Annotated in this window: 12 protein-coding genes and 1 tRNA gene; 9 read left to right on the forward strand and 4 right to left on the reverse strand. The window is 55.1% G+C overall.

Going from position 1 to position 23578, the window contains the following annotated elements; genetic code table 11:
• Nucleotides 1-29: 29 nt before the first annotated feature.
• From EOI86_RS22715 to EOI86_RS22740, 6 genes are all read left to right on the forward strand, one after another.
• Nucleotides 30-1286 (forward strand): EH signature domain-containing protein, encoded by a 1257-nt coding sequence (locus EOI86_RS22715; RefSeq protein ID WP_127767973.1) that lies wholly within the window; start codon nucleotides 30-32, stop codon nucleotides 1284-1286.
• Nucleotides 1283-4498 (forward strand): DEAD/DEAH box helicase, encoded by a 3216-nt coding sequence (locus EOI86_RS22720; RefSeq protein ID WP_127767974.1) that lies wholly within the window; start codon nucleotides 1283-1285, stop codon nucleotides 4496-4498. The genes EOI86_RS22715 and EOI86_RS22720 overlap by 4 nt, the downstream gene beginning before the upstream one ends.
• Before the next feature lie 324 nt (nucleotides 4499-4822).
• Nucleotides 4823-5479 (forward strand): N-6 DNA methylase, encoded by a 657-nt coding sequence (locus tag EOI86_RS22725; protein ID WP_127767975.1) that lies wholly within the window; start codon nucleotides 4823-4825, stop codon nucleotides 5477-5479.
• Nucleotides 5476-7083 carry an Eco57I restriction-modification methylase domain-containing protein gene (locus EOI86_RS22730; RefSeq protein WP_127767976.1) on the forward strand — a complete coding sequence of 536 codons (1608 nt, stop codon included), beginning with the start codon at nucleotides 5476-5478 and terminating at the stop codon, nucleotides 7081-7083. The genes EOI86_RS22725 and EOI86_RS22730 overlap by 4 nt, the downstream gene beginning before the upstream one ends.
• Before the next feature lie 115 nt (nucleotides 7084-7198).
• Nucleotides 7199-9613 carry a DEAD/DEAH box helicase gene (locus EOI86_RS22735; protein ID WP_240035792.1) on the forward strand — a complete coding sequence of 805 codons (2415 nt, stop codon included), beginning with the start codon at nucleotides 7199-7201 and terminating at the stop codon, nucleotides 9611-9613.
• A 35-nt stretch (nucleotides 9614-9648) separates the two neighbouring features.
• The gene (locus tag EOI86_RS22740) at nucleotides 9649-10548 is read left to right on the forward strand and encodes a restriction endonuclease (RefSeq protein WP_127767978.1); all 900 of its coding nucleotides are present in this window, start codon (nucleotides 9649-9651) and stop codon (nucleotides 10546-10548) included.
• 107 nt (nucleotides 10549-10655) lie between these two features.
• On the opposite strand, the gene EOI86_RS22745 is transcribed toward EOI86_RS22740, so the two are convergent.
• Complete coding sequence (locus tag EOI86_RS22745; RefSeq protein ID WP_205032297.1) at nucleotides 10656-13580, reverse strand: UvrD-helicase domain-containing protein; 2925 nt, start codon at nucleotides 13578-13580, stop codon at nucleotides 10656-10658.
• Between the two features lie 238 nt (nucleotides 13581-13818).
• On the opposite strand from EOI86_RS22745, the gene EOI86_RS22750 reads away from it, so the two are divergent.
• Nucleotides 13819-15120 carry an RWP-RK domain-containing protein gene (locus EOI86_RS22750; RefSeq protein WP_127767980.1) on the forward strand — a complete coding sequence of 434 codons (1302 nt, stop codon included), beginning with the start codon at nucleotides 13819-13821 and terminating at the stop codon, nucleotides 15118-15120.
• 30 nt (nucleotides 15121-15150) lie between these two features.
• Here the strand turns inward: EOI86_RS22750 and EOI86_RS22755 are convergent, their stop codons facing one another.
• The 3 genes from EOI86_RS22755 to EOI86_RS22765 all read right to left on the reverse strand — a co-directional run bounded on the left by EOI86_RS22755 (nucleotide 15151) and on the right by EOI86_RS22765 (nucleotide 21330).
• Nucleotides 15151-17022: an ATP-dependent nuclease gene (locus EOI86_RS22755; RefSeq protein ID WP_127767981.1), complete on the reverse strand. Its 1872-nt coding sequence runs from the start codon at nucleotides 17020-17022 to the stop codon at nucleotides 15151-15153.
• A gap of 217 nt (nucleotides 17023-17239) precedes the next feature.
• A complete protein-coding gene (locus EOI86_RS22760; protein WP_150132809.1) occupies nucleotides 17240-18886 on the reverse strand; it encodes a hypothetical protein in 1647 nt (548 codons plus the stop codon).
• A complete protein-coding gene (locus EOI86_RS22765; protein ID WP_127767983.1) occupies nucleotides 18853-21330 on the reverse strand; it encodes a phospholipase D-like domain-containing protein in 2478 nt (825 codons plus the stop codon). Before EOI86_RS22765 ends, EOI86_RS22760 begins: the two co-directional genes overlap by 34 nt.
• 526 nt (nucleotides 21331-21856) lie before the next feature.
• Here EOI86_RS22765 and EOI86_RS22770 point away from each other — a divergent pair.
• Nucleotides 21857-21933, forward strand: a tRNA-Pro gene (locus EOI86_RS22770).
• Between the two features lie 390 nt (nucleotides 21934-22323).
• Nucleotides 22324-23568 carry a porin family protein gene (locus tag EOI86_RS22775; RefSeq protein ID WP_161973963.1) on the forward strand — a complete coding sequence of 415 codons (1245 nt, stop codon included), beginning with the start codon at nucleotides 22324-22326 and terminating at the stop codon, nucleotides 23566-23568.
• Nucleotides 23569-23578: the final 10 nt, after the last annotated feature.

The raw sequence follows: 23578 nt of genomic DNA on the forward strand, positions 1-23578 counted from the left end.
GTCCGGAGTTTAGAGTCCGTGCTCGTGGCATGGAGGCCCTGAATGCGGCTTACTGGCGTATAGAGCGTGCATTTCCAGGTGTTGGGCCTACACCGACGGCCGATGTTGAGGTCATCGTCCAGAAGGTGACGATGGCCTTGCGCGCGATGGACTGGCGGAATGTGACGACTGGCGATGTTGCCGTGGTGTTGAGGGCACATATGTATGAAGAGCAGCTTGTGCCAGAGGATTTGCGCCGGTTTTTGGATGCCGAGGTGCGGGCAACAACCAATCCCAGACTATTGGACGTGCTGGCACAAGCCTATCTGGAAACCTGGTCGGCTGCTTCACCCAAGACCCAACAATTACAGAGGCAGATCGTTGAGCGCTCTGAACTCTTGCCGCGCAGATGGCAAAACTTGTTCGCGGCTTGTCCTGATTTTCTGGATTTGACTGCCGGTCCCAGTTTGGTCGGTGGACGGATGGTTGCTGCGGTCACGCCGTATCGATGGTTGCGCGAAATTGGACTGGCAGCACCTCATGGGCCGGGCTTTATGCAACTCGCGCATACGAGCTTCCTCCAACAGAGCCCTGACCCGGAAGATGTCCATGCGCTCGAGAAACTGTTGGCGTGGGTTTCTCCGTCCGGTGTTCAGCCTCTGGATGATCTTCGAGCTGCTGTGGTTGTGGATCGTATTCTTTATCCGTGGACCAGGAGACCATGTCCGGCCGATTACCAGGAGCAATGCCTGACGCGCTTGATTGAACGCTTTGGCGACCCGCGCCACGAAGCCCCTGCTTTCTGGTCACAGGTCTCCGAAGCTGGCCGCCGCGTTCTCCACAGATGGCTGGCGCGTAAGAGCATGGAGGCGATGTTTGAGGTTGTCACCGAGGCTGAGCGGGGCAACTCAAGTGGTCACCAATGGATCGAGCGTAGGCGGTTTTGGATGGGTATGTACGAAACGGGGAGGGTCGATGACGCCTGGGTCGCGTTGGGAAGTAATGCGGTACCGATCGCCCAAGCGCTTGCGCGGAGAAACAGTGACAAATCGTATCTCAGCTTCGGTCGGCAAGTGACCCGACCGGATACTTGTCTGCTTTTCATGAAGATCGGTGCCAAAACCGTCGTTGAAGGGTCTCACAATTTCCGAGTTCATATCTATCCAGCGCCAGCAAGGCAGACACCCCAGCTCTTTGCCAATCAATACGATCTCAATGAGATATTGTTGCCAAGCGATAGTGATTACGCCCGGCGCCATGTCGGCGAATGGAAAGAGTGGGTGCTGCGAAGGATCGGAAGGGCATGAGTAGATTCGCTTTCACGGTCGACGATGACGGCGGCCACCTTGCGATTGCGGACGGACGCCGAGGTCTGTTGGATCGGTTCCGGCGTCGAGAAAGGATCGATTTTGACGCATTGACGGCTTCGGACAGGGCCCTTGCCATCGCTCTTGCCCGTATCCGGGCGCTAGATCGGGATAGTGAGCATTATCGTTTTGAGACTGACAGTCTTTTCTTCGATCATTGGATGCTTTCACGGATCGACGATATGTCAGGCAGCGTACTGGATCTGCCGAAGCGCACCTCGGGCATCGAGTTCCACGCCGAGATGCAGGGAACGGTCGGAAGTTCGCGCTTTTCGCTCGACTGGTGGTGGGAGAAGGAGGGACGCCAGGTTCAATTGAAACGGGTTGGCGCAATCGTTCAGATTGGCTCAGAGCGGATGCGCCTGCCTGCCCCGATCTTTGACGCCATCGCGTTGTCTGCAGCGTTCGATAGTGGCGCACCCCTGACGTCGCACTGGGCGGCGCTAGCCGAGTTCCGCAAATCCATTGGAATGGCTGACGAGAAGATCGCACGCGCTGAAGGATTTTTAGAACGTATTGAGATTGTTTCCTGTGACCGGGTTGGCCTCGATGTCGGTGCTGCCGGCACTTTGGACTTCGCGCCGATGCCTTTTTCGTCGGCGGAGTTAGGCGAGAACCAGACCGCGTCGACGGAGACCGCCGCGCTTCGGGGGGAAGCGTTGGAACGCTTTCAACAGGAAGCAACAAACCGGGGGGCCAAACCTGCCTATCAGGTCGGGGAAAATCGTTACCTGATCCTCGACCGGTCGGCGATGCCGGTGGTTGACGTGATCGCGCGCTACACCGCTGCTTCCGACGACGAAAAGAAAGACTTTCTGGAGAATGCGGGCCGGATCGTGTCCGACGCAATAGAGGAAGCGCTGCGACGGGACGGAGCCTTAAACGAACTCGCCTTGCCCGAAGAACAGGCAGAGGCAGTCGAGAACGCCTTTCAATCGGCCTGGGCCGAGACACAGGAATGGGCCGAGCGCGTAATTGAGATCCGTAAATGGACCAAGGTTGAGATCATTGGATTGGAGGGCAGTGGCACCAGCTGGCTGCCGACGGACATTGACAGCGCGCTCGGCGAACTGCTGGGCTCCATCCCGGACGAGGATCTTGCGGACCTTGTGAAGGCCTTAGAAAATGCCTTGGCTGAGGGTGAAACCCTGCTGAGGACGGATCACGGCGAGATACCTGTCGAACCAATTATTCTGGAGGCCTTACGTCGCCGTCTCGAGCTATATCTGTCCCGTGACCGACGAGCCGATGCAGGTGAAGGCGAAGTTACAGCCTTCCTCCCAGTTACCCGTGATAATTTCTGGGAGCTTGAGTTTCAGGAAAAACGGCGTCTACGTCCTGACGACCTGCCGCGAGACCTTCCTGAGACGGTTAGGCGGCAACTGCGTTTCTACCAGGAGGAAGGATTCGCTTGGCAGGTCGAAGCCTGGCAGGCGGGTCTGCCAGGTATTTTGAACGCCGACGAACAGGGCCTCGGCAAGACACTCCAGACGTTATCATTCTTGGCTTGGCTGTCCTCGGTTGGGATGAAAGGGAGCGACGCGCCTCCATATCCTTTTCTGATCGTCGCTCCGACTTCGCTGCTGAGGAACTGGGAGGCGGAGATTGAGGCGCATCTCGAACCGGGCATTTGGGGCACACCTGTTCGCCTTTACGGCCCCGATCTCAGCCAGTGGAAAGTCGACGGAGCAAGGGGACGCGACACTCAGGACGGCCGTGCGCGTCTCGATCTCACCGACCTCTATCGAGGAGAGGCACCGCGCCTTGCAATCACAACGTATCAGACGCTCGCCAACTACGCGGTCAGCTTCTATGAAAATCGGTTTTCCGTTGTCGTATTCGACGAGATTCAAAACATCAAAAACCCGGTGACGCTGCGCGCTGTTGCGGCCAAGGCGGTCAACGCCGACTTCCGTATCGGGCTAACTGGTACACCGGTTGAGAATGCGACTCGCGACATTTGGGCGGTTATGGATCAACTGTTCCCAGGTGCACTCGGTTCGCTCAGCGATTTTCGGATTGCCTTTGACAAACCAAAAGCCGGAAATATGCAGGCCTTACACAAGGCGATCTTCCAGCCACAGGCAGGCTTTCCCAGCCTTGGGCTTCGTCGGAGAAAGGATCGCGTTGCCAATGATTTGCCGACCAAGACGCGGATTCTGTACCCACGGATCATGCCGGCGGTTCAGGCTCTGCGATACGACGAGGCGCGTAAGCCTGGCCAGTCTCTGTTTGGTCTGTTGCACCACATTCGCCGAACGTCACTCCACCCGGGTTTGATCGAGGGAGAGGAGATCGCTGATTTTACACAATCCTCCGCCCGGATCGACGCTGCCATGGATATATTGGCCAGGATCAAGGCGAGGAAAGAACGAGCGCTGGTCTTCGTTGAAAACCGCGATGTTCAGCTGTGGTTTTCGGAGCTCATCAAGATCGAGTTCAGCTTACCCCGGGTTGACATAATTAATGGTTCGACACCGATTGCCCACAGACAGGAGATCACACGACGATTCCAGCGTCACCTCAAATTGGATGAGGGGTTCGATGTTCTCCTGATGGGGCCGCGAGCGGCGGGCACCGGTTTGACCCTGACGGCAGCAAACCATGTAATCCATCTAACAAGGTGGTGGAACCCGGCAGTCGAAGAGCAGTGCAATGATCGGACCCACCGCATCGGTCAATCCCGCCCGGTGACAATCCACATTCCACTCGCAATCCATCCTCGCCTGCAACGGGGTTCGTTTGACTGCTTGTTACAAGCCTTGATGCGCCGGAAGCGTAGTCTGGCAGACAGTGTGCTCTGGCCTCCGGAAAGCGATGAAAGTGAGATTCACGCACTCTACGATGCGGTCGTCACGGCGGAGGAAGTTGGTGAGGACGGCGCAGATTTTCGAGGGTTCGATTTGGCAGATCACCCGGAACTTGTCGCGGAAGAGATCGACCGGGAGACGATCAGGGTCAAGCCGAAGGCAGGCGGCGCCAGTGTGGTCGTCTCTACAGAGCCATCGCGAATGGCAATGGTGCCGCTAGTTGACGACGATGCAGCGGCCTATCTATTGGCCGGCAGAGGCGGCGTTGGCATGCCTGCATCCTTACCTGTGTCCGTGTTGGGAAGTTCTACCTTGTGGCCGGATTACGTCCTTCCGGAATAATCCATGGGTTAGGTTCTGAATGCGTGAGTGCTCTCCCACCGGGGGCCTGCGGAAATTGGACGTGAACCTGGATGGATCCGCTTGGATGCTAAACACAGGGGCGGGGCCAAATTAATCCCTTTGCGGGTCCAAAAAGCATGGAAGGCCATCCCTGATCCTTTAGAGAATTGTTTCTATTGGACTTTTAAGTGCGGGTAAGCAGTTCCGTTTGGGGTTAGGCTTAATTCCCTGTTGCTCCGCACATAGCCTTTGACTGTTGCTTAGAATGGATTTCGAATCTGGTCTAACAAGACCGGCACTTTAAAGCAGGAATGTGGTTATTTCATGAGTTTGATTAAGTCCAAGAAACGCGTTGTTGACCATGGGGAGGTTTTTACACCGCCCTGGATGGTCGATGCGATGTTGAACCTCGTCAAGGAAGAGACGGAACGAATCGATTCCCGCTTTCTTGAGCCCGCCTGCGGCAGCGGCAATTTCTTAGTGCGGGTGCTTCAGCGGAAACTCGCGGCCGTCCAGGTAAAATATGGCAAGTCGGATTTCGAGAAGCGGCACTATGCGCTGCTTGCCGTGATGTGCATTTACGGCATCGAACTGCTGGATGACAACATTGACGAGTGTCGTGCGAATCTTGTTGAAGTTCTCGTTGAATATCTGAGGCTGGATGATGCGGATGACCTCTATCAGGCAGTCTCTGCGGTCTTAGCTATAAACCTCGTGCATGGCGATGCGTTGAAGATGGAAACTTACGACGGAAAGCCGATAACCTTCGCCGAATGGGGGTATTTGGGTAAGGGGAGGTTTCAGCGTCGAGACTTTCGTCTTGATGTTCTCACGGGCTCGTCATCCTTCAGCGCTGAGGGGTCTCTGTTCGCCCATCTCGGGAAACACGAGATCTTTAAACCAATCCGGACCTATCCGCCAATGACGGTGCGTGACTTGGCAGATGCCGTCGGCGTGTCAGCATCAGAGGATACCGGATGACTTCACAGGCAAGCTTCGCCCTGCGCGGACGTAATCCGGATGTTTTGACCTGTATCGCGAACCTCTCGAACGATGAGGTTTTCACGCCACCGGAATTCGCGAACCGCATGCTGGATACGCTTGCCGAGGCCTGGGCGGCCGATCACGACGGCGCCGACATTTGGGCGGATAAGACCGTCAGGTTCCTCGATCCTTGTACGAAGTCCGGTGTTTTCCTGCGGGAGATTACCAGTCGTCTCACCCACGGTTTGGCTGAAGAATTTCCAAATCTTCAGCGGCGTGTTGATCACATTCTGACAAGGCAAGTCTTTGGGATAGGAATTACCAACCTTACCAGCCTGCTCGCCAGACGAAGTGTTTACTGCTCAAAACACGCAAACGGTCAGCATTCCATTGCTAGGGGGTTCAACCATGAGGCCGGGAATGTCTGGTTTGAGAGTGCCAAGCACACATGGGTGAAGGGACGGTGCGAGTACTGTAGGGCGAGTCAAAAGATCTTGGATCGAGGCGACGGGCTGGAAACTCACGCTTACGCATTTATTCACACTAGGGATAGCAAGTCCCGACTAGCCGAAATGTTTGGAGACGAAATGCAGTTCGACGTAGTGATTGGGAACCCGCCATATCAGTTGGACGACGGTGGATATGGGACAAGTGCGGCACCGATCTACCATCTTTTTGTGGAAAAGGCGCTCGATCTTGATCCCAGATATGCTGTTTTCGTAACGCCGTCGCGTTGGATGGCTGGAGGTAAGGGGCTCGATAAGTATCGGGAGCGGATCCTCTCAGACAAGCGGATGCGCAATATTGTAGACTACCCGAAGCTTTATGAAGGATTTCCAGGTGTCAAAATTCGGGGGGGAATTTCATATTTCCTCTGGGATCGCGACCACAATGGGCCATGCGAAGTCCAAACGATTTGGGATGGGCAGCCTACGGGCCCTGCGGTAGCTCGTCATCTTGATGAATTTGATGTGCTCGTCAGGCGCAATGAGGCTGTGCCTATCCTGGAAAAAGTCAAAGCCAAGAATGAACCTACACTAGATGCTCGTGTATCCAGTAGGAAGCCGTTTGGACTCGCAACAAATTTTAGAGGAAAACCTTCAGCAGATCGGCTGAAAGAGCCGATTATGCTTTTCGAGAATCAGAGAAAAGGATGGATCCAGCGACAAGATGTTAAGGTCAATCCTGAATGGATAGATCAGTGGAAGGTTTTGATGACTGCTGTACAAGGGACCAGCGCGGCAGTTGAAACAAAGTTCCTCAGCAAGCCAATTGTTGCCGAACCTGGCACTGCATGCACGGAAACTTATCTAGTAGCTGGATGCTTTGACAATGGAGCTGCAGCCTCCAACTATGCAAATTACCTTCGCACACGTTTCGTTCGATTCTTAGTTTCGCTTCGCAAAGCAACTCAGCATGCGACCAAGGACGTATACTCCTTTGTTCCGGATTTGCCGTGCGACCAAGTATGGACCGATGCCAAACTTTACAATCGGTATGGCCTATCTGAACAGGATATTGCATTCATCGAATCGCAGGTTGCTGAGCACGAACCTGAACTTTTCGAGAGAGTAGACCCAGGTTCGTCCGAAGATGGCTAAGACCGTTGACGCAATACTTGCGCCTAGACCGGAAGCCCGACCTCGGATTTACGCCTATAGGATAAATGACGAGGCACACGCAGGTCTTCTCAAAATAGGCCAAACAGCGCGGGATGTGAAAACGCGCGTTGCCGAACAGCTTAAGACTGCGGCGATAAAAAACTACACGATCGAACTGGACGAACCCGCGGAACGGGATGACGGAACCGTTTTCACCGACCATGAAGTTCGCGCGGCCCTTGTTAAAAGAGGCTTCGAAAACGCCGAACTGGAATGGATGCGCTGCACGGTCCGTGATGTGCAAAACGTCCTGCTCGAACTGCGAACCGGGCAAAGCCTAAGCGGAAGTCATCACCTGACCTTTCCGATGCGCCGGGAGCAAGCCGAAGCGGTCCGTCTGACGCATGCGTATTACCACTCCCGCTGGGCGGAGGACATGCATGCCGTGCCGCGTTTCCTGTGGAACGCGAAAATGCGTTTCGGTAAGACCTTCACGACCTACCAACTCGCAAAGAAGCTCGGCGCCAAACGTGTCCTGGTGGTGACGTTCAAGCCGGCTGTCGAGGATGCCTGGCAGGCTGATCTTGAGAGCCATGTGGATTTTGACGGCTGGCAGTATCTGTCCAAATCTTCTGGTGGCGATCCGACGAAGATCGACCCCCGGAAACCTGTCGTTTATTTTGGCTCGTTCCAGGACCTGTTGGGCCGTGACAAGGCAGGGAACATAAAGCCCAAGAACGAATGGCTTCACCGGGTCAGTTGGGACTTGGTGGTTTTCGACGAGTATCATTTCGGCGCATGGAGGGAGACCGCCAAGGAGCTTTTCGAAGGCGAAGAAGATCCCGTTTCGAAGAAAGAGGAAAAACTCGCCTATGGTCCAGGCTTGGCGGAGGTAAACGAGGATTTCGAGACCCTATCGCAGAAGGAATCAGACTTTCTGCCGATCACCACAAAGGCATATCTCTATCTTTCAGGCACCCCGTTCAAGGCCTTGGCGACCGGTGAATTCATCGAAGAACAAATCTTCAACTGGACCTATACGGACGAACAGCGCGCGAAAGCGGAATTTGCCGCCAAAAATCCTGGTGTGATGAACCCCTATGGCGCTTTGCCGGAGATGCGTCTTCTAACCTACCAGATGCCGGACGAACTCCTTGCGGTTGCCAGTGCTGGGGAGTTCGACGAGTTCGACTTGAATGAGTTCTTCGCGGCGAGCGGTGAGGGACCTTGGGCCCATTTTCGCCATAAAGACGACGTACAGAAATGGTTGGACATCATCCGGGGCCAATATGCGCCAAAGGCTGTTGAGAGTCTTAAGACGGGTACCAAGCCGCCATTCCCGTATTCCGACGTTCGGTTGTTGCCGTATGTCCAGCATTCCTTCTGGTTTCTGCCGAACGTGGCTGCTTGCCACGCGATGGCGAATTTGCTGGCCGAGCGGCAGAATACTTTCTGGCACGAATACACGACGGTCGTTTCGGCAGGTGTAGACGCTGGGGTCGGGCTCGATGCATTGCCGCCCGTCAGGAAGGCGATCCGAGGCGGGTTCGATACCAAGACGATCACACTGTCCTGCGGCAAGCTTACGACCGGTGTCACCGTAAAGCAGTGGTCGGCCATTATGATGCTGCGAAACCTGCAGTCGCCGGAAACCTACTTTCAAGCGGCGTTTCGGGTGCAATCGCCCTGGTCCATCAAGAATCCGGATGGAGACGATCCGAGCAAGGAAGAAATTCTAAAGCCCGTTTGCTTCGTTTTCGATTTCGCGCCGACACGGGCGCTTCGGCAACTTTCGGAATACGGCATTGGCCTTTCGCCAAACGAACCGAACCCGGAAAACGCGGTGAGGGACCTCGTCTCATTCCTGCCGGTGCTGGCCTATGACGGGGCCAACATGACCCAGATCGATGCCGGGGGAATTCTTGACATCGCGATGGCGGGGACGTCTGCGACGCTTTTGGCGCGGAAATGGGAAAGTGCGTTGCTCGTCAACGTCGATAACAACACGCTGCGCCGTATCATGGATAATCCGGAGGCTATGGCGGCGGTCGAGCGGATCGAAGGCTGGCGCGCATTGGGCGACAATGTCATCGAAACCATCATCAACAAGAGCGACAAGGTAAAAGAACTCAAGAACAAGGCCAAAGAGCGCGAGTTGACCGAGAAGCAGAAGAAGGAACTCACAGCCGAAGAGAAGGAATACAAGTCCAAGCGCAAGCAGATTCAGGAGAAGCTGATCAAGTTTGCGACGCGCATTCCGGCCTTCATGTACCTGACCGATTTTCGCGAGAACACGCTTCAGGACGTCATCACGAAATTGGAGCCGGACCTGTTTTTGGCGGTAACGGGCCTTACGGTTCAGGATTTCCATCTGCTCGTGCGACTAAAAGTGTTTAATACGGAGCACATGAACCAGGCTGTGTTCGCCTTTCGGCGGTACGAAGACGCTTCTCTTCGTTACACCGGGATAGAAAGCCATACTGGGCTGACGCACTATGGTCTCTATGACACGGTTGTGGCGAGGGAATAGAAGGTCAGGCGTGAGGTGCGAAGGGGGAATCCGAAGTGGCGAAACTCAAAGGACCCAGGTTTATCCAATATTTCCAGCCCGTGATTGATGGATTGCGGGATCTTGGCTCATCGGCAAAGCCAAAAGAAGTCTATAGCTGGATCGCAGAGCACCAAGACGTTCCCAAGTCCGAAATTGAGGGCACGACAAAGGGTGGGCAGTCGAAGTTCGAGAACAAGGTTGGTTGGGCGCGTTTCTATTTAGCCAAGGCTGGGCTGATCGATACGGAACAGCGTGGCGTTTGGGTGCTGACCGAGTTGGGGCGGAAGGCGAACCTCACGCACGATGAAGCATATCAGCTATTCAGGTCGATCCACGATGGTTTCCCGCGAGCGGGCAAGACTTCAGATCCAAATGAGAAATCTTCCCCAGTCGAGGATGAAGACGCTAGCGCACCCGATGAAAAGTTATATTTAAATCAAGATGATGTTCAGGAACGTCTCGTCGAACTGCTTCGCAGTATGACGGATAAAGGTTTTGAAGAGCTGTGTGCCAGACTTCTCCGTCACATAGGTTTTGAAAATGTCAAAGTCACGGGTCAACGTGGCGACCAAGGCGTTGATGGCGAGGGCTATTTGCTTATCAATCGGTTTGTTCGAACCAAAGTCATGTTTCAATGCAAGCGCTATGAAGGAACGGTGGGGCCGGATAAAATACGGGACTTCCGCGGCGCGATCTCTGGACGTGCCGAGCGTGGAATTTTCCTGACGACGGGTAGTTTTACACGCGGTGCGGTCACAGAGGCCGCACGGGAAAATACGACGGCTATCGAACTGGTCGATATTGATCGACTGCTTGAATTGATGATCGAAGAAGGGTTGGGCGTCAAAGAAACCAAAGCTCTTACCATTGAGGATGGGTTCTTCGAGCCGTATCTTAAGACGAGTTCTGATTGAGAAGCTGCACCACATGTCCGTCGTATCGAACTTAGTGGGCGACTGGATCTCGGAATGTTCTGGTTATTGAGAGCGGCCTGGCCGCAGTGGCACAAATGGCCTGAAAACTAGGTCGGACCCGACCTGGCGTGGGGTTTCGGCAAAGGTTTTGTTCCCTTGCAAGCCGGATAATTTACACATCCAAGAAATCGACCATGCCGCCCTTTGCGCTCTACCAACCAGCCGTCGCCATATTCCGGGCACGCCGGATACTGGGCGCCGCAGGCGCAGGCTAGATGATCTGCATCAGGGTTTACCTTGATCGGTAGATCCTGGCCGCAGACGCTGCAGGGCGGCAGACGTTCTCCGCATAGGAATTTATGCTCGCAGTGGAAGCTGGTATGGCCATAGCCGCTTGTGTCAGCCAGCATGCGCCCGCCGCAGGCGCCGCATCGGTGGACAGCTATGACGGCCGCGCCGCGTTGTATGGTCTGGTATTCAGGCTTGGAGAGCAGTTCCTCGACAAAGGCGGATGGCTGGTCCCGGTCCGCAAGGATTGTGACGGTTTTGCGGGCGCGGGTCAGGGCTACATAGAAAAGGCGTCGTTCCTCCGCATGGTCGAACTTCTCCGGCTTCGGCAGGACAAGATTGAGCAAGGGATCGTCAACGATCTCCGAAGGAAAACCCATGAGGTCATTCGTTGCGCGCAGAATGACGACGTGATCCGCCTCAAGGCCCTTGGAGCCATGTACCGTCATGAAGCGTAGATTCAGGCGAGGAAAAGCCGCGGTGAGTTGCTCAAAATCTCTTGGGCGCAGGAAATTGTAGCGTCCCAAGAGCAGCACACTTGCCTCACCTAATCGCGTGGAAAGGCCCTGCAAGGTGGACCTGAGCGCGTCGCCGTCCTGTCCGCTTTCGTAATACGTCACAGAGATGGCTGGATCCTTCGCGTCCGACGCGGGAATCACCTTCTTGTCGATTTGAGATGGGTTCTGGAGAACGAACCGGCGGGCCGGCAGGGCAATCTTGTCGACGCTTCGGAAGGTGCGGCCGAGATCGACGGTGCTGTGGATGTTTTCCTCACCGGCAAAAGTCCCGCCGAATTCCTGGCCGAAACTCCTCATCAGATGTATATCCGACCCGGCGAAGCGGTAGATCGACTGCCAATCGTCACCAACTGCGAATATCCGCGCATCGGCGTGCTGGTTCTTGAGCGCCCGGAGAAGGCGGGCGCGTCCCTCCGAGATGTCCTGGAATTCATCGACCAACAGATGACGGTAAGGGCTTTGGAATCGGCCGGCTTCGACATGCTCGGCAGCGCGATGGATCATATCCTCGAAGTCGATCCGGCCTTCGAGACGCTCCTGATAGGTTTCGAAGAGCGGTTCGAAGAGACGTAGGAACGCCTTGGCGCGCTTGGAGTCCTCTGCTGACGCGCTCCTGGACCGACATTTCTCAATGGTCATGCCGCTGCCTTTGAAATGCCTCGGGAACGTCGCGAGTGTCTGGGTGAACGTATCGATTTGGCCCATTCCCGACAGCGTATTGAGCAAGCTGTCCTCCGGGATCGGGCTAAACGTCACGTAAGGCTCCAGCTTCTCCCCCAATCCCTTGGTAAGTCGCCCCTCCACCTGCTCATAGCTGAATGTCTCGACCAAGACGGTGCTGTGCTCGCGATGGACCTGCCGTTTCCACTCCATATCCGCGAGATAGCGGTCATGGTCGATATAGGGCGCCGTGGTCAAACGGATACCCCCGTCTGGGCCTCGCACCTTCCTGATGCCAAAATGTTCGATATAGACGCCGCTCTCTTTCAGTCGGAAGTCCGGCGTATAGGCGCGCCTGTCATTCTTGGGGAGAGGGTGCTCATAGACCGGCTCGTATTCGTATTCGATGCCGTTGACGTAGAGCCAATTCGCGATTTCCAGCTCCTCGAAGCTTCGAACGCGTTCCCCTGCCAAGGTGCGGAGCTCATGCGCTTCGACATATCGGTAATATGCATTTTTGTTTTTAAAGTCCCATTCGCTCTTGTAGGGCCAGTAGAACTCGGAGAACCAATCCTTTAGTAGGCCGCCCAGGCGCCATTTCTTTGCGATGTCCTCGACAAGAATCTCTCGAAGCAACTTGCGGAACTGCGCGTCGTCGCTGGCATGGGCCGCCAGGGCAGGAGCGCTACCTTCAACTTTGCGAATGATCTCGTATCCGAGGGCATGGAAGGTGAGGGCCTCGACGTCCGCACCGGACCGTTCTTTGATGCGCCCCACCATTTCTGCGGCGGCGTCTCGGCCAAAGGCCATCAGAAGGATTTCCTCGGGGCGACGGATACCGCGCTCGATCAGATAGGCCGCCTTGCCAACGATCACGCTGGTTTTCCCCGATCCTGCGCCGGCGAGCACGAGGGTCGCGTCCTCGTCGGTGACGACGGCCAGACGTTGTTCGGGCGTCAGCGGGTTGGATTCGATCGTGTCTAGGAAAGTACGGACATTCTCCAGTTCCGCCTCGATAAAGCGTTCTATCGCTCTGCCACGAGCTTTCTGCGGGTCATGCAGGAGCGCCCGGAGGGCTTCGAGCATGGCGTCCTGCTCAACGGACAAAACGCCTGTTGGAATCCGCTCCGGAAAAGCGGTTGAAATATGCGAGGCCCGTTCCAGAAACGGGGCAAGTAGGCTGGCTGAAGGATAGCGGCGTGGACTGTCTAGCCGTGCGACTGCCTCGGAAACCGTAGCGATCTCCGCCTCATCCTTTGCGAACACCTTCAAGATGTGGTGACGGAAGGCTTCATTCGCATCGTGAATGATGCTGGTCGTATCCGAATGGCCTAGTCCAGCGACGGTAAGGCTGGTTCCGTCTCTAAGCGGTAGGACAACAGACGAAAACCCGAAAAACCTCTTTGTTTCGGCAGGGCTCGCAAGTTCCGCGATGGCTACTCGGCGTCCCGGCCCGCCCAGCAGCTCGATTCCCGCATCCGTCAGCTCTAGGCCCCAATAGAGATGCCCCAAAGGACGCAGGATAGCACCCGCGAGGGCACTCCTTCTTTTTCGTTTGTTCGCCACAGAGTTTTCCATTGATGCCGAGCATGCTCCGGAAAGCGTTGGTCAAATGCCGTAACCGGCGGAGCCACATTTGAGCAGCCAACAGTCAAAAAGCCTACGCCGTCGGTGCAGAGTCCCTTTCATATCGGGCGGTCTAAACGCGGAAATGCAGTCGTGCTGGCCAACGAGTGATAAATACGGCACCCCAGCATAAGTCGATAATCTGCTTCACGCGATAATTGTGGAAGGTCAAAGTCGCATGCCCAAGAACGAAGAATTCGCCGACGTCTCTAGGGAAGAGCTTTACGAAAGAGTATGGGCGACCCCGATCAACCATCTCGCCAAGTCGTTCGGCGTGTCGGGGTCGTATCTCGCGCGGGTGTGCGAAACGCTCAACATTCCAAGACCACCGGTGGGATATTGGCAGAAGAAAGCGGTTGGGAAGGCACCGCCTCGCCCATCCCTGGCTCCGGCACAGCCAGGAGATCAGGTGGTTTGGTCGAAGAGCCAGCCGCTTGCCATCGATAAACGGTCAAGAAACGAGAAGAGACCGAAACCTAGTGCAAATGCGCGGCTAGGGGCCGACTGGCAGCACCCGTTATTGCGTGGGACGGAACCGCTCTTCAGGAAAACACGGAGGCTAGAGGCAGAAGAGTTTCTTAACCCTACCAAGAAGCTTTTGCCTGATATCATATGTTCGGCGAAATGCTTGGAGAGGGCGCTTTCCATCGCGAACGAACTCTACCGCGCGATGGAACGAAAAGGACACCGTATACAAATCGCTCCACCCAACCCGGATTTCCGGCGCGCTCACATCGAAGACCGTGAGGTGCCCGGAAAGGATAGGAAGTACGGTCGCTACGGGTTCACCGGAATTTGGTCACCGTTGAGGCCGACGATCACATTCTTTGATGACGTTCCTATAGGGTTGGCCCTCACGGAGATGACTGAGCGCGCTGCGTTGAGGTACTTAAAAGGGGAATATTACAGGGAGGCTAGTGACCAGATCAGGAGAGCCAAGCCCTGGCAGCTGGCAAATTCCTGGACAAGGGAACAGGACATCCCATCAGGGCGGCTCAGATTCGTTGCATATTCGCCTTATCGCGGTGTGGATTGGTCTTTGAGTTGGGACGAGTCCAATAAACGTCGCCTGGAAGGAATGATTCTGGGAATCATCAAGAAACTCGCCGACTCGGCCTCCAGAATTTCGACCTTGATGAAGGAGGCCGATGAGGCGGCGATACGACGTCGGCTCGAGTGGGAGGAAAAGCACCAGCGTTATCTTCGGGAACAGGATCAAAGGCGCGTCGCGCAAGCGCGAACCGAAAGCTTGACGCAACTGGCCGAGGTCATTCGACGGTGGGACGAGGTGTCATCCATAGAACGGTTTTTTGCGGAAGCAGAAGCACGAGTCCAATCGGAGAATGGTGATCGGACGGTGGCGATACTGGAGCGCCTGGACCTTGCTTGGTCGCTTATTGGGACTTCCGACCCGTTGGAATTTCTGGAGGAATGGGTCGCACCTAAAGAGCGATATCGGTCAGAATACGGATTGGATTAAAGAGCTGTGCCACACCCCGAACGGACATGCTTATTGCTCATCCCCGTTTTCCTGTTGGATAGGCCCACCGTCCGGCACTTCAAGCTCCTCTTCCTGCGGGAACAAGTAACCAACAACCTCAGCGACTAGAGGCTCCATGAAGGACATCCGAGCACGAAAATCATCATCGGTTTTGTTCGAGTAATGCCTGGCCATCGGCATCTTGCCCGCCTGTTCAAACTCCTTCTTTACAAAGATCGCCCAGTCGTCATTTAGGTGAGCATCCAACGTTGTTTCAGCATTCAAGATCTGGCTGTTAAGTTCGCCCGAGATAACACTGGGAATGCTTCTGGACCTGAGATGTCCGTGTGTGTCCGCCCAGGCCCATGCGTCCTTGTCATAAAGGCACTCAAGAACAATCGGCACCCGGAATCCTGCTTGAAGGACGGGAACAATATGCTGCGGCGTTGGCAACTTAAAACACTTGGCAGACTTGATATTGCCGGGTGCATCATTCCAACTTCTTAGCGCTACTCTTGCTTCTGGGTCGAGGTCTAGCAGACCTGCTGCCTTGGGCAAGTCTGGGTCGTGCTTTGCCTGGCTCCGCCACGACTGCAGCATGTCGATTACGTAGTTGATCCCACCCCCGACTTTGGTTTCGACATCGATAGCGGCGGACCTTTCAGCCGCAAAGACTCTTAGGGCCTTATCTATGATGAGCTTGTCGGAATCGCCCTCGACAAAGATTTTCCGGCGATTGGCCTGCGCAAGTCGAGCCACCGCCGCACGCGCTTGTTCTTGACGTCGCACCTTGTCCTCTAGCTCCGTCACCATGGGTGCGAACAAAGCGGTTGTTCCCATTCGATCATCAAGATCACCAAGCTCAGTCGCCTGTTTTGTTCCCTCCTCAATTGCGTCTCGAAAAATATGATGGCAGGAAATTCTGCTCTCTCCGTCTTCCTGCTTGCGGCGCAGATTATAGAAAACAGGAGAATGCGTTGTCAGAAATATCTGGGATACTCCATGGCCAACAAAGTCCCAGAACTGGTCAGCGAGTTCAACGCAACTCGACAGTTCCAGATTATTCTCTGGCTCTTCATATCCCCAGATGAACGTGTGTGGCTGGGCCCCCCGAACCTGAAGGCCTCGCTTCTTGTCAGCCATGAACTTGAGAATCAGGGGAATATGCCTAGCTTTAATACCGTCGCCACGCGCATCAAGCGAAATGTCCTGACCTTCGCTTAAGAAATCGAGACTTTCGAAAATATGGCTCAGGTCCTTTGGCAGGGCGAGGCGTGACCTGAATCCTAGGGAAGCCGTAATCTGGTTCGTCAGGTCTTCAAGCTGGTGGGATATCGATTGCTCGAAGTCATGGCTTGAGTTTCGGAATTCTCGATCAGCCACCTCGGCGATGATGTCGTAGATGCTGGCCCGGAGTTCCGAGAAGTATTCCAGGTCCTTGATCGCCGGCACATAAACGAAATTAATATTCCGTAGCAACGCGTGAGCATTCGACTGTTTAGGAATCTCAACTGTTTCGACATTGGCCCCACCACGTGGTCCAGCTACCCGGCGACGTCCGGAGTAATCGTCATGAAACAGTCCTTCAGAGCGCCATCGGCGCTCCCAAACTACGAAGTCGCCATTCGTTGCCCTATATGACTCTGGCATCTCAATTTCGAGCTTGATCGAAATTTCTTTTGCCCGTCGGTTCGGATTATTGAACACGTTGTGATCAGTCTCGAAATCGAGATCATCAGCGGGCATGGTCCGACCATTGAAAAACAGATTGAGAGCTCTAAGAACGTTTGACTTACCGGAGTCGTTTTTGCCTACGAGAACAGCCAGCCTATCTGGCGATAGAGAAAGGTTCCTCACCGAGCGGAAATTTCGGATTTCTATCTTGGTGATATAGAGGCTCATGTAATACCTGGGAGGCTAAAATGAAGTGTCAGGTTCTGGTTGAATGAAACACTGGAAGAGAACAATCATACGGTGCTCCTATTTTCCAGATATTACAATCTTGAGTCATAGCTTCATAGCCAGTCGATACCGAGCACACCATCACGTGTCTAACGTCAAGGCCCATGGGACGGATTGATGTTATTGCGTAACGGAGGATTTGCGGCTCCTCCAGGCATCAATTATGCGTCCTACTGCTTTCAGGGGGGAGCGAGTATCTATTCGGTTCTTGAGACAAGATGATTTTGGATTGCTCGGCCAGCCGCAGGAAAGTTGGGAGCCTATCCGCCGTTACGGACGGACGCGTGGGGGATCCTGTCAGATGGGTCAAACCATGCTCTTCTATAGTGAATTTTAGGCGTTGCTTTTGTCCGTCGAACCGGTTCACCGCTGTGGCAAAATGCTGGCTCACGATCAACGTCTCGAGAACAAAGACAGCTGTGCCCCGCATAGTAGGCGCTTCCAATCCCGATAGCCGCCTATATAGATCCAGTAGGGATAATCGCCGGGCGCCGCCATAGGCTAGATAGTCTTTATTCAGTCCCGGTATGCCGGCGAAGGCAGCGCACAAGTGCAAACCGGCAAGAGATGCCGAAGCGATCCGCGCGTCTTTATTTCCCAAATACGCGACAAGAGAATCTATCAACCGGAATGGGTTCGGAACCTGACTGTCGTGTATCGCCTTTATGAAGCTGTGCACAGTAGACGATTTTGCAGCAATCGATCCAAGAATCTTGGAGGAACTGCCGTCCGGATCAAATCCAAAATCAGCTGGGTCCCATCCTCCTGCAAGTCGTTCGGCGATTTCCGACGTTTCTCTGAGGCCGTCTTCGATGACGCGTTGCTCAAACCAGGAAAGTAGGCCTTCTAGGCATAGCCGCTGCAACTGCCGCATCTGGAGAATGAGCCAAGCATTGCGGGTTTCAATTAAATCTGCAGGGAGATCGTATGTCCGGCCGTCGGGGAGGATGGACAGTGCCGCTCCTTCACGAATTTCGTCGGCTGATTGCGAAACCGGTGTCTGCCTCAGATGCTCCAGAAATAGTGAGAGCGTCGCACTGCGCCGGCTGTTCAGGCCTCGGGTCGCTGTTCTCCAGGCAGGATCGTAAAGCGTCTTTGAGAAAACTTCGCTTTCGTCAAGTAGGACGTCGTCCGGTCTCCAGAGGCCCCAAAGCTCATTGGCGATGTCCTCGGTCCCGTTGACCGGACCTAACCGATCAAAGGCTTGCTCGTAGAGATCGGGTTTCGTTCTGAGCTTCTCATCCAGGATCCTCGCGAGGGAAACGCCGGTCTTTGTAGGGCGGAAGGCGCCGGGCTTCCCGGGTATGGCCTCGAGAAAGCCGAGTCCGGTCACGATTTTGGAGGCGGGCCCGTACCAAAGCGCTGCGATCAAGCTGGTGCTGCTTTCTTTCCGGTTCCAAGCCTCGAACGTGAGCGGATAGGTTCCATCCGGGTTCGGGGAAGGTTTACTTGCCCCTGTGCCCGGGATGCGGCCCTCTGGGCGGTTTACCGTGGCGCCCCAGGTAAACAGGATTTCTATTCGCTGTCTGAAGAGGATCAGGTCGTCGAGGGTTGGATTGGTGATGCTGTTTGAAACGCAAAGATCGTGGAACTTCCAGTGTATCCACGAAAGCAGAGTGAAAGGCCGGACATAATCGACAACATTGTTCAAGGAGGGGATCAGTTCACCCATCATGTCGAGGTTGACCTGGCGAAGACCGAGAAAGTCGACGCCGCTGTTTTCCGTTTCGTGAGGAGGTAGGAAAAAAGGTGCCGTCGGAAGATCGGCGATCACGACAACACCCCCAATGAGAATTTCCGGCATTGAACGCAATGACCGATCCTGTTGCGCCGGAATACGCCGAGTTCGTGGTTCGGGAACACAGAGTAACAATGAATACAGCCCTCATAGGAATGACGTGACGGCTTGACACGCCGTGTCCAATTCTCAGAGGCGAAAGCTTCCGAAAGAAGGTGTCCTATAGGGGACTGGAATACAGGCCAGTCTTTTGGAAACGGTCGGCCGGATTCCCGCATCTGTAGCGCTTCCTGCAGCTGGCCCCGCGTCGTTTTCGTTGACAGTATTCGGCTCAGCGCCGCGGAGAGGTCCATGTCTGGCCGCCCTCGTCCCAGTTCGATGGCAAAGCCATATTGATCTGCCGGCAACAGGAGGTTGGTGGCTGCTTCTGCCGGTACCGTGCCTCGAAAATAATGCTCAAGCTGATCATGCAGGAAGAGCTCGCTTCCCGGGATCAATTCGGATGCCAGCGCCGCGCCGGTAACGATGTGCTGAGCAAGTGGCGAGATGGTCGCGGGTTCGGGCGCGTGATGCGCAACAGCGTTTCGGAGCCATCGCAAAAGGAACGTTTGGGGGGCCTCATCAAGAACACCTGGTCGACCTATCCTGAAATACATGCCTGTTTCGAGATGAACGACAAGCAGCCCGGCACGTCCGATACCATCGTCTTTGCTTAACGAGAGTGCCTCTTCGATCCTGGCTTCGAATTCGTTAATGCCCTTCTTGGCGGCCTTGTTGCCGTCATTAAGATTTCCACCGCCTCCGGCGTCGGGATTTTCACTATCCTCGATTTCAGGTGCGCTGGCGACCGGCGGCGGCGCTTTGCGACGGTCAAGACCGTGACCAAGGAACATCCTTCTGATTTGGGCCACGGCAACTTCAAACGGGTCGGCGATTTTCAATCCGGACCTGTCATACGGGGCCTCGGCGTCGGGCTGATGAGTCGAGGGCGCCAGATCGTCTATGGCGATGCGCATGACTTCCTGATCTGAATCCTCTCTCTTTTCATCGACGACAGGGATCGTGATTGGCTGGCGGAATACATCGAGGTGATTGTGGATAGATACTGCGAAATAATCGAGTAGGGCCATCAGATCGTCGTCCGTGCCTTCACGACGAATGAGGCGGCCTACGGCAGAAGCCGTGATTCGGTGTCGCATGCCATAGGACAAGAGCATGTCGTTATGAACCCAGCCGCGGGCTTCACGGTCGTCTTTGCGAAGCAGGATCTGAAGCGACGGCATTTGGGACATTTGTTCCAAATCGGGATGATCCAGGATAAAGCTTCCGTCATCGGAAACGAAAACCTCAGTCGCGAACGTAAAACCGTCAGGTTGTTCCAGGCGGAGGGACCATGCGCCGGGCACCGGCACTGCGGCAACGAGTGATCCGCGTAGCAGAGTGGGCAAGTCATTTTCGAAGGCTGCATAGACAATGATTTCGGTGCCGATACCGGAAGGCTGGCGCTGCGTGTCTTCGTAGTCGGGGGCCTCGCAACTGTTCCATTCCCCTAATGGGGCCGCTCGGTCGAACCACCGAAGCGTTCCGAGCTCTACGTTATCGGTGGTGAGCATCGCCTTTGTGGTCGCATTGAAACTGCCAGCAAGAACAAAGGTTCGGGCACCATAGGATATCTCGATCAGTTTGGCGTGGACGAAACGGTTATCGAAGCCCCGCGGCCGGGCAGGTGCTGCCGGTGTAGGCCATGCCTGCGCTTTCGCGAAAGGAAAGGGCGATGAACCTGAGATCGGCACGGATACAGAGCAGGATGAAGGATTGGTGGTGTCGATTATCCTGCGGACCGCTTTGCCGTCAGGATCGTGATACGGAGATACAATCCGGCATGCCGCCGGTGTTTCGCCCGACGGCAAGGACTGGGCTATCTGCTCGAGGGCTGGTGCCTCCAGCGAATGAATAATGCGGAGCGGATCTGAACCGGCGTCCTCTCCCCCTTCGGCGGCCTGGCTAGCGCGATAGGCGAAAGCGCCAATCCAGTCACGGTTTGGAATCTGGATTTTTGTGTTGCTTCCAAGTGTTTCCAAAAACGAAGCATAATCTGCGAAGGCTGTGGGGTGACGGTCAGGGCTCAGAACATCAAATATCTCAAGATTACGGCCGTGTCCGCCGAATGTAAGGTTCCCGCTGCCGACAAGAAGGATCTGTCCTTCATCGCCGGCGAGATGAATGCATTTTGGATGAAAGACGCCGTTCGGCAATCCGACGGGAATCAGGCGGTATTCCTGGCCAATCCGCATCGATCTCCGTTCCTGCAAGGATGACTTATACCCTTTGGCATCCGCGACGACCCAGATATCGCTGCAACCCTGCTCGTGGAGAACCGTCAAGATTTCAGACTCAAAATAGCTCAGACTCAGCGCATATGTGGTAAAGAGCGCGTGCTTCCACTTCGCGGCCGCAAGAATTTTGGTTATTGAGGGCGCTGCTTGATCGGTGAGTTGTTCTGAACTCATTTGGTTGGGCACGGTCCGCTTGTATCAATGTTTCAGAGTATGTCTCTATCGTCGGTGGAAATAAACAGCGGGCTGAGGTGGTGCTGTCGTCAGGATCTTTGGATCTATTATTGGAGTGATCTAGCGGAGGACCAGCCTCAATTTGGGAGATGACCGCGGCTTGCCGGGGTGTGGGAAATCGAGCGCCACTCTCGTATATCGCTGTCGTTTTTCGATCTTCCCGATTGGGCGCGCGAAGTCTTCCTCGCAGTTAAACTGAACGTACTAAGTTGGCTTTTTGGCAGCAGGAAACCTTGATTGATAAGTTGAAAATCGGCAAATCCGTCAAATTACTGCTAGAAGAATGCGGATGTTTGCGTTTCTGGGACGTGAGATTTGGCCTCGCCTAGTGCAGCTCGGCTGTGCCGCTAGTATGACGTAAAGTATGACATTGCCTGTCCTGAACTGCATTTCCTGGCCTAAATCGACATTTCACCCGCTTGCCAAGGCATCAGTTTCTGCCTAGAAACCCGGGCATCTCCTCGGTCGGGGCGTAGCGCAGCCTGGTAGCGCATCTGCTTTGGGAGCAGAGGGTCGTCTGTTCGAATCAGACCGCCCCGACCAACTCACAAGCTGGGGCCTTTCGGGGCCGATTTGCTCATTCGGGACGTCAACGCAGTGTCTTTGATGTGAACCATGGTGGAACAAATCCCTCGGGTGTGCCCCCTTTTTGTGGAGAGAAAGTCTGTTTTTCGCGGTTTTTCCGGGGTTTGCGTCAATGCTGCAAATTTGCGACAAATTCTCACGAACTAACGCGAAAGCGCATGTCCCCTTTGCAGTTTTTAGACATATTCTGATACTGTCCCGTCATACAGGTTTGGCATTTTGATCGGTCCTTCTATGAACAGCGTGGCCCACGGCGCTAAACGCCGAGCCCTACAAGGGGCGTCACTCTCTTTCTTCATACTGTTGGCGTGCAGCGGCATAGCTGCGGCGCAAGGAACGTCGTATTCCGTGTCCGAGGAAGCCACGGTGCAGTTGGACAAGACAATCAAATCGGCCTCGGTCGATGACGGTCTGTCTCTCGCCGAACTGGCAATCGACGAAGGCCGTTACGAACAGGCGGTCGGTATTCTGTCGGGATTGCTGCTGCGGGCGCCGGATAACGCGACGTTGAAGCTGCTGCTGGGGGACTTGTATTCCCGGATGGGCAGTTTCCCGCAAGCCCGGCTCTATGTTGAAGATGCGCTCGCCTCGGGCAAGCTAACGCCGGAACAGGTTCAGGATGCCAATATCATCCTGGCGCTGATGGCGGGGGGCAAACCGGAAGCAAAAGATCCCTTCAGCATGTCGGGAAGCCTTTCCTCCGCCTTGCGGTTCCGGACCAACGCAACCGGCGGCACGAACAGCGACATCGTACTGATCAACGACCAGGCGGTCGCGGTTCAGGCCAACGCGCAGGAAGAAAGTGATTGGGACTGGTCGACGACCCTTTCTCTCCGCGCCGGGTATGAAATCACGTCCGATATCGCGATGGACACGCGCGGTTTTCTGTTCGTTCGCAAACAACGGCAAGAAACGACCAATAACCTGAGTGTCGTGCAAGTTACGCCCGGCATTCGGTTCGATCTCGTCAAGGAGAAGGAGCTGCAAGTGCGCGTCCGTCCTTACGTGATCGGTAGCGCCGGGGAATTGGGCGGCAGGGCCGCACTTATGATCGGCGGCGCCGGCGTGGAAGCGCAGCAATTGGTAGACCGGCGCTGGATTTTCAGCCAGTCGGCCGAATACCGATACGTCGATTATCGCGCGACAACCGACCGTCCCGGGCTTGAAAACCTGGACGGCGACGAGAAACGCCTGAGCGCCGGCGCGACCTATCTGTTCACTGAAACCCTGTCCGGGCGCCTCGACTATCGTGGCAACTGGCGGGATACGAACAGGGAATCGGATGATCGTATACAGCACCGGTATCGCGGTTCGGTAACCTATCGGTATCCGTTCTCCTTCACGGAGGATAAATCCCGGCTCCGTTTCGCCGCCGCCTATACCGAGTCAGATTTCGAAGGGCTGGATCGTAGTATTTCCGTCAATACGGTGCGCGAGGACGAGCAATGGGAGTTCGACTTGTCGAACACCACACCGATCGCGGAAGACTTAACGCTTGATCTGTCTGCCAGCTATTCCACGAGGGACAGTAACCTGCCGAATTTCGTAACCGAGGACACGACTGTGTCCGCCGGCGTTACATGGCGGTTTTAGGCAAGGGCAG

This window comes from Hwanghaeella grinnelliae (genome assembly GCF_004005845.1).
In the GTDB taxonomy this organism is placed as follows: Bacteria; Pseudomonadota; Alphaproteobacteria; order UBA8366; family Aestuariispiraceae; genus Hwanghaeella; species Hwanghaeella grinnelliae.

Coding starts and splice junctions, on each gene's coding strand:
- EOI86_RS22755 (WP_127767981.1), bottom strand. CDS start 17,022: ATGAGCCTCTATATCACCAAGATAGAAATCCGAAATTTCCGCTCGGTG.
- EOI86_RS22720 (WP_127767974.1), top strand. CDS start 1,283: ATGAGTAGATTCGCTTTCACGGTCGACGATGACGGCGGCCACCTTGCG.
- EOI86_RS22715 (WP_127767973.1), top strand. CDS start 30: ATGGAGGCCCTGAATGCGGCTTACTGGCGTATAGAGCGTGCATTTCCA.
- EOI86_RS22765 (WP_127767983.1), bottom strand. CDS start 21,330: ATGAGTTCAGAACAACTCACCGATCAAGCAGCGCCCTCAATAACCAAA.
- EOI86_RS22725 (WP_127767975.1), top strand. CDS start 4,823: ATGAGTTTGATTAAGTCCAAGAAACGCGTTGTTGACCATGGGGAGGTT.
- EOI86_RS22730 (WP_127767976.1), top strand. CDS start 5,476: ATGACTTCACAGGCAAGCTTCGCCCTGCGCGGACGTAATCCGGATGTT.
- EOI86_RS22760 (WP_150132809.1), bottom strand. CDS start 18,886: ATGCCGGAAATTCTCATTGGGGGTGTTGTCGTGATCGCCGATCTTCCG.
- EOI86_RS22750 (WP_127767980.1), top strand. CDS start 13,819: ATGCCCAAGAACGAAGAATTCGCCGACGTCTCTAGGGAAGAGCTTTAC.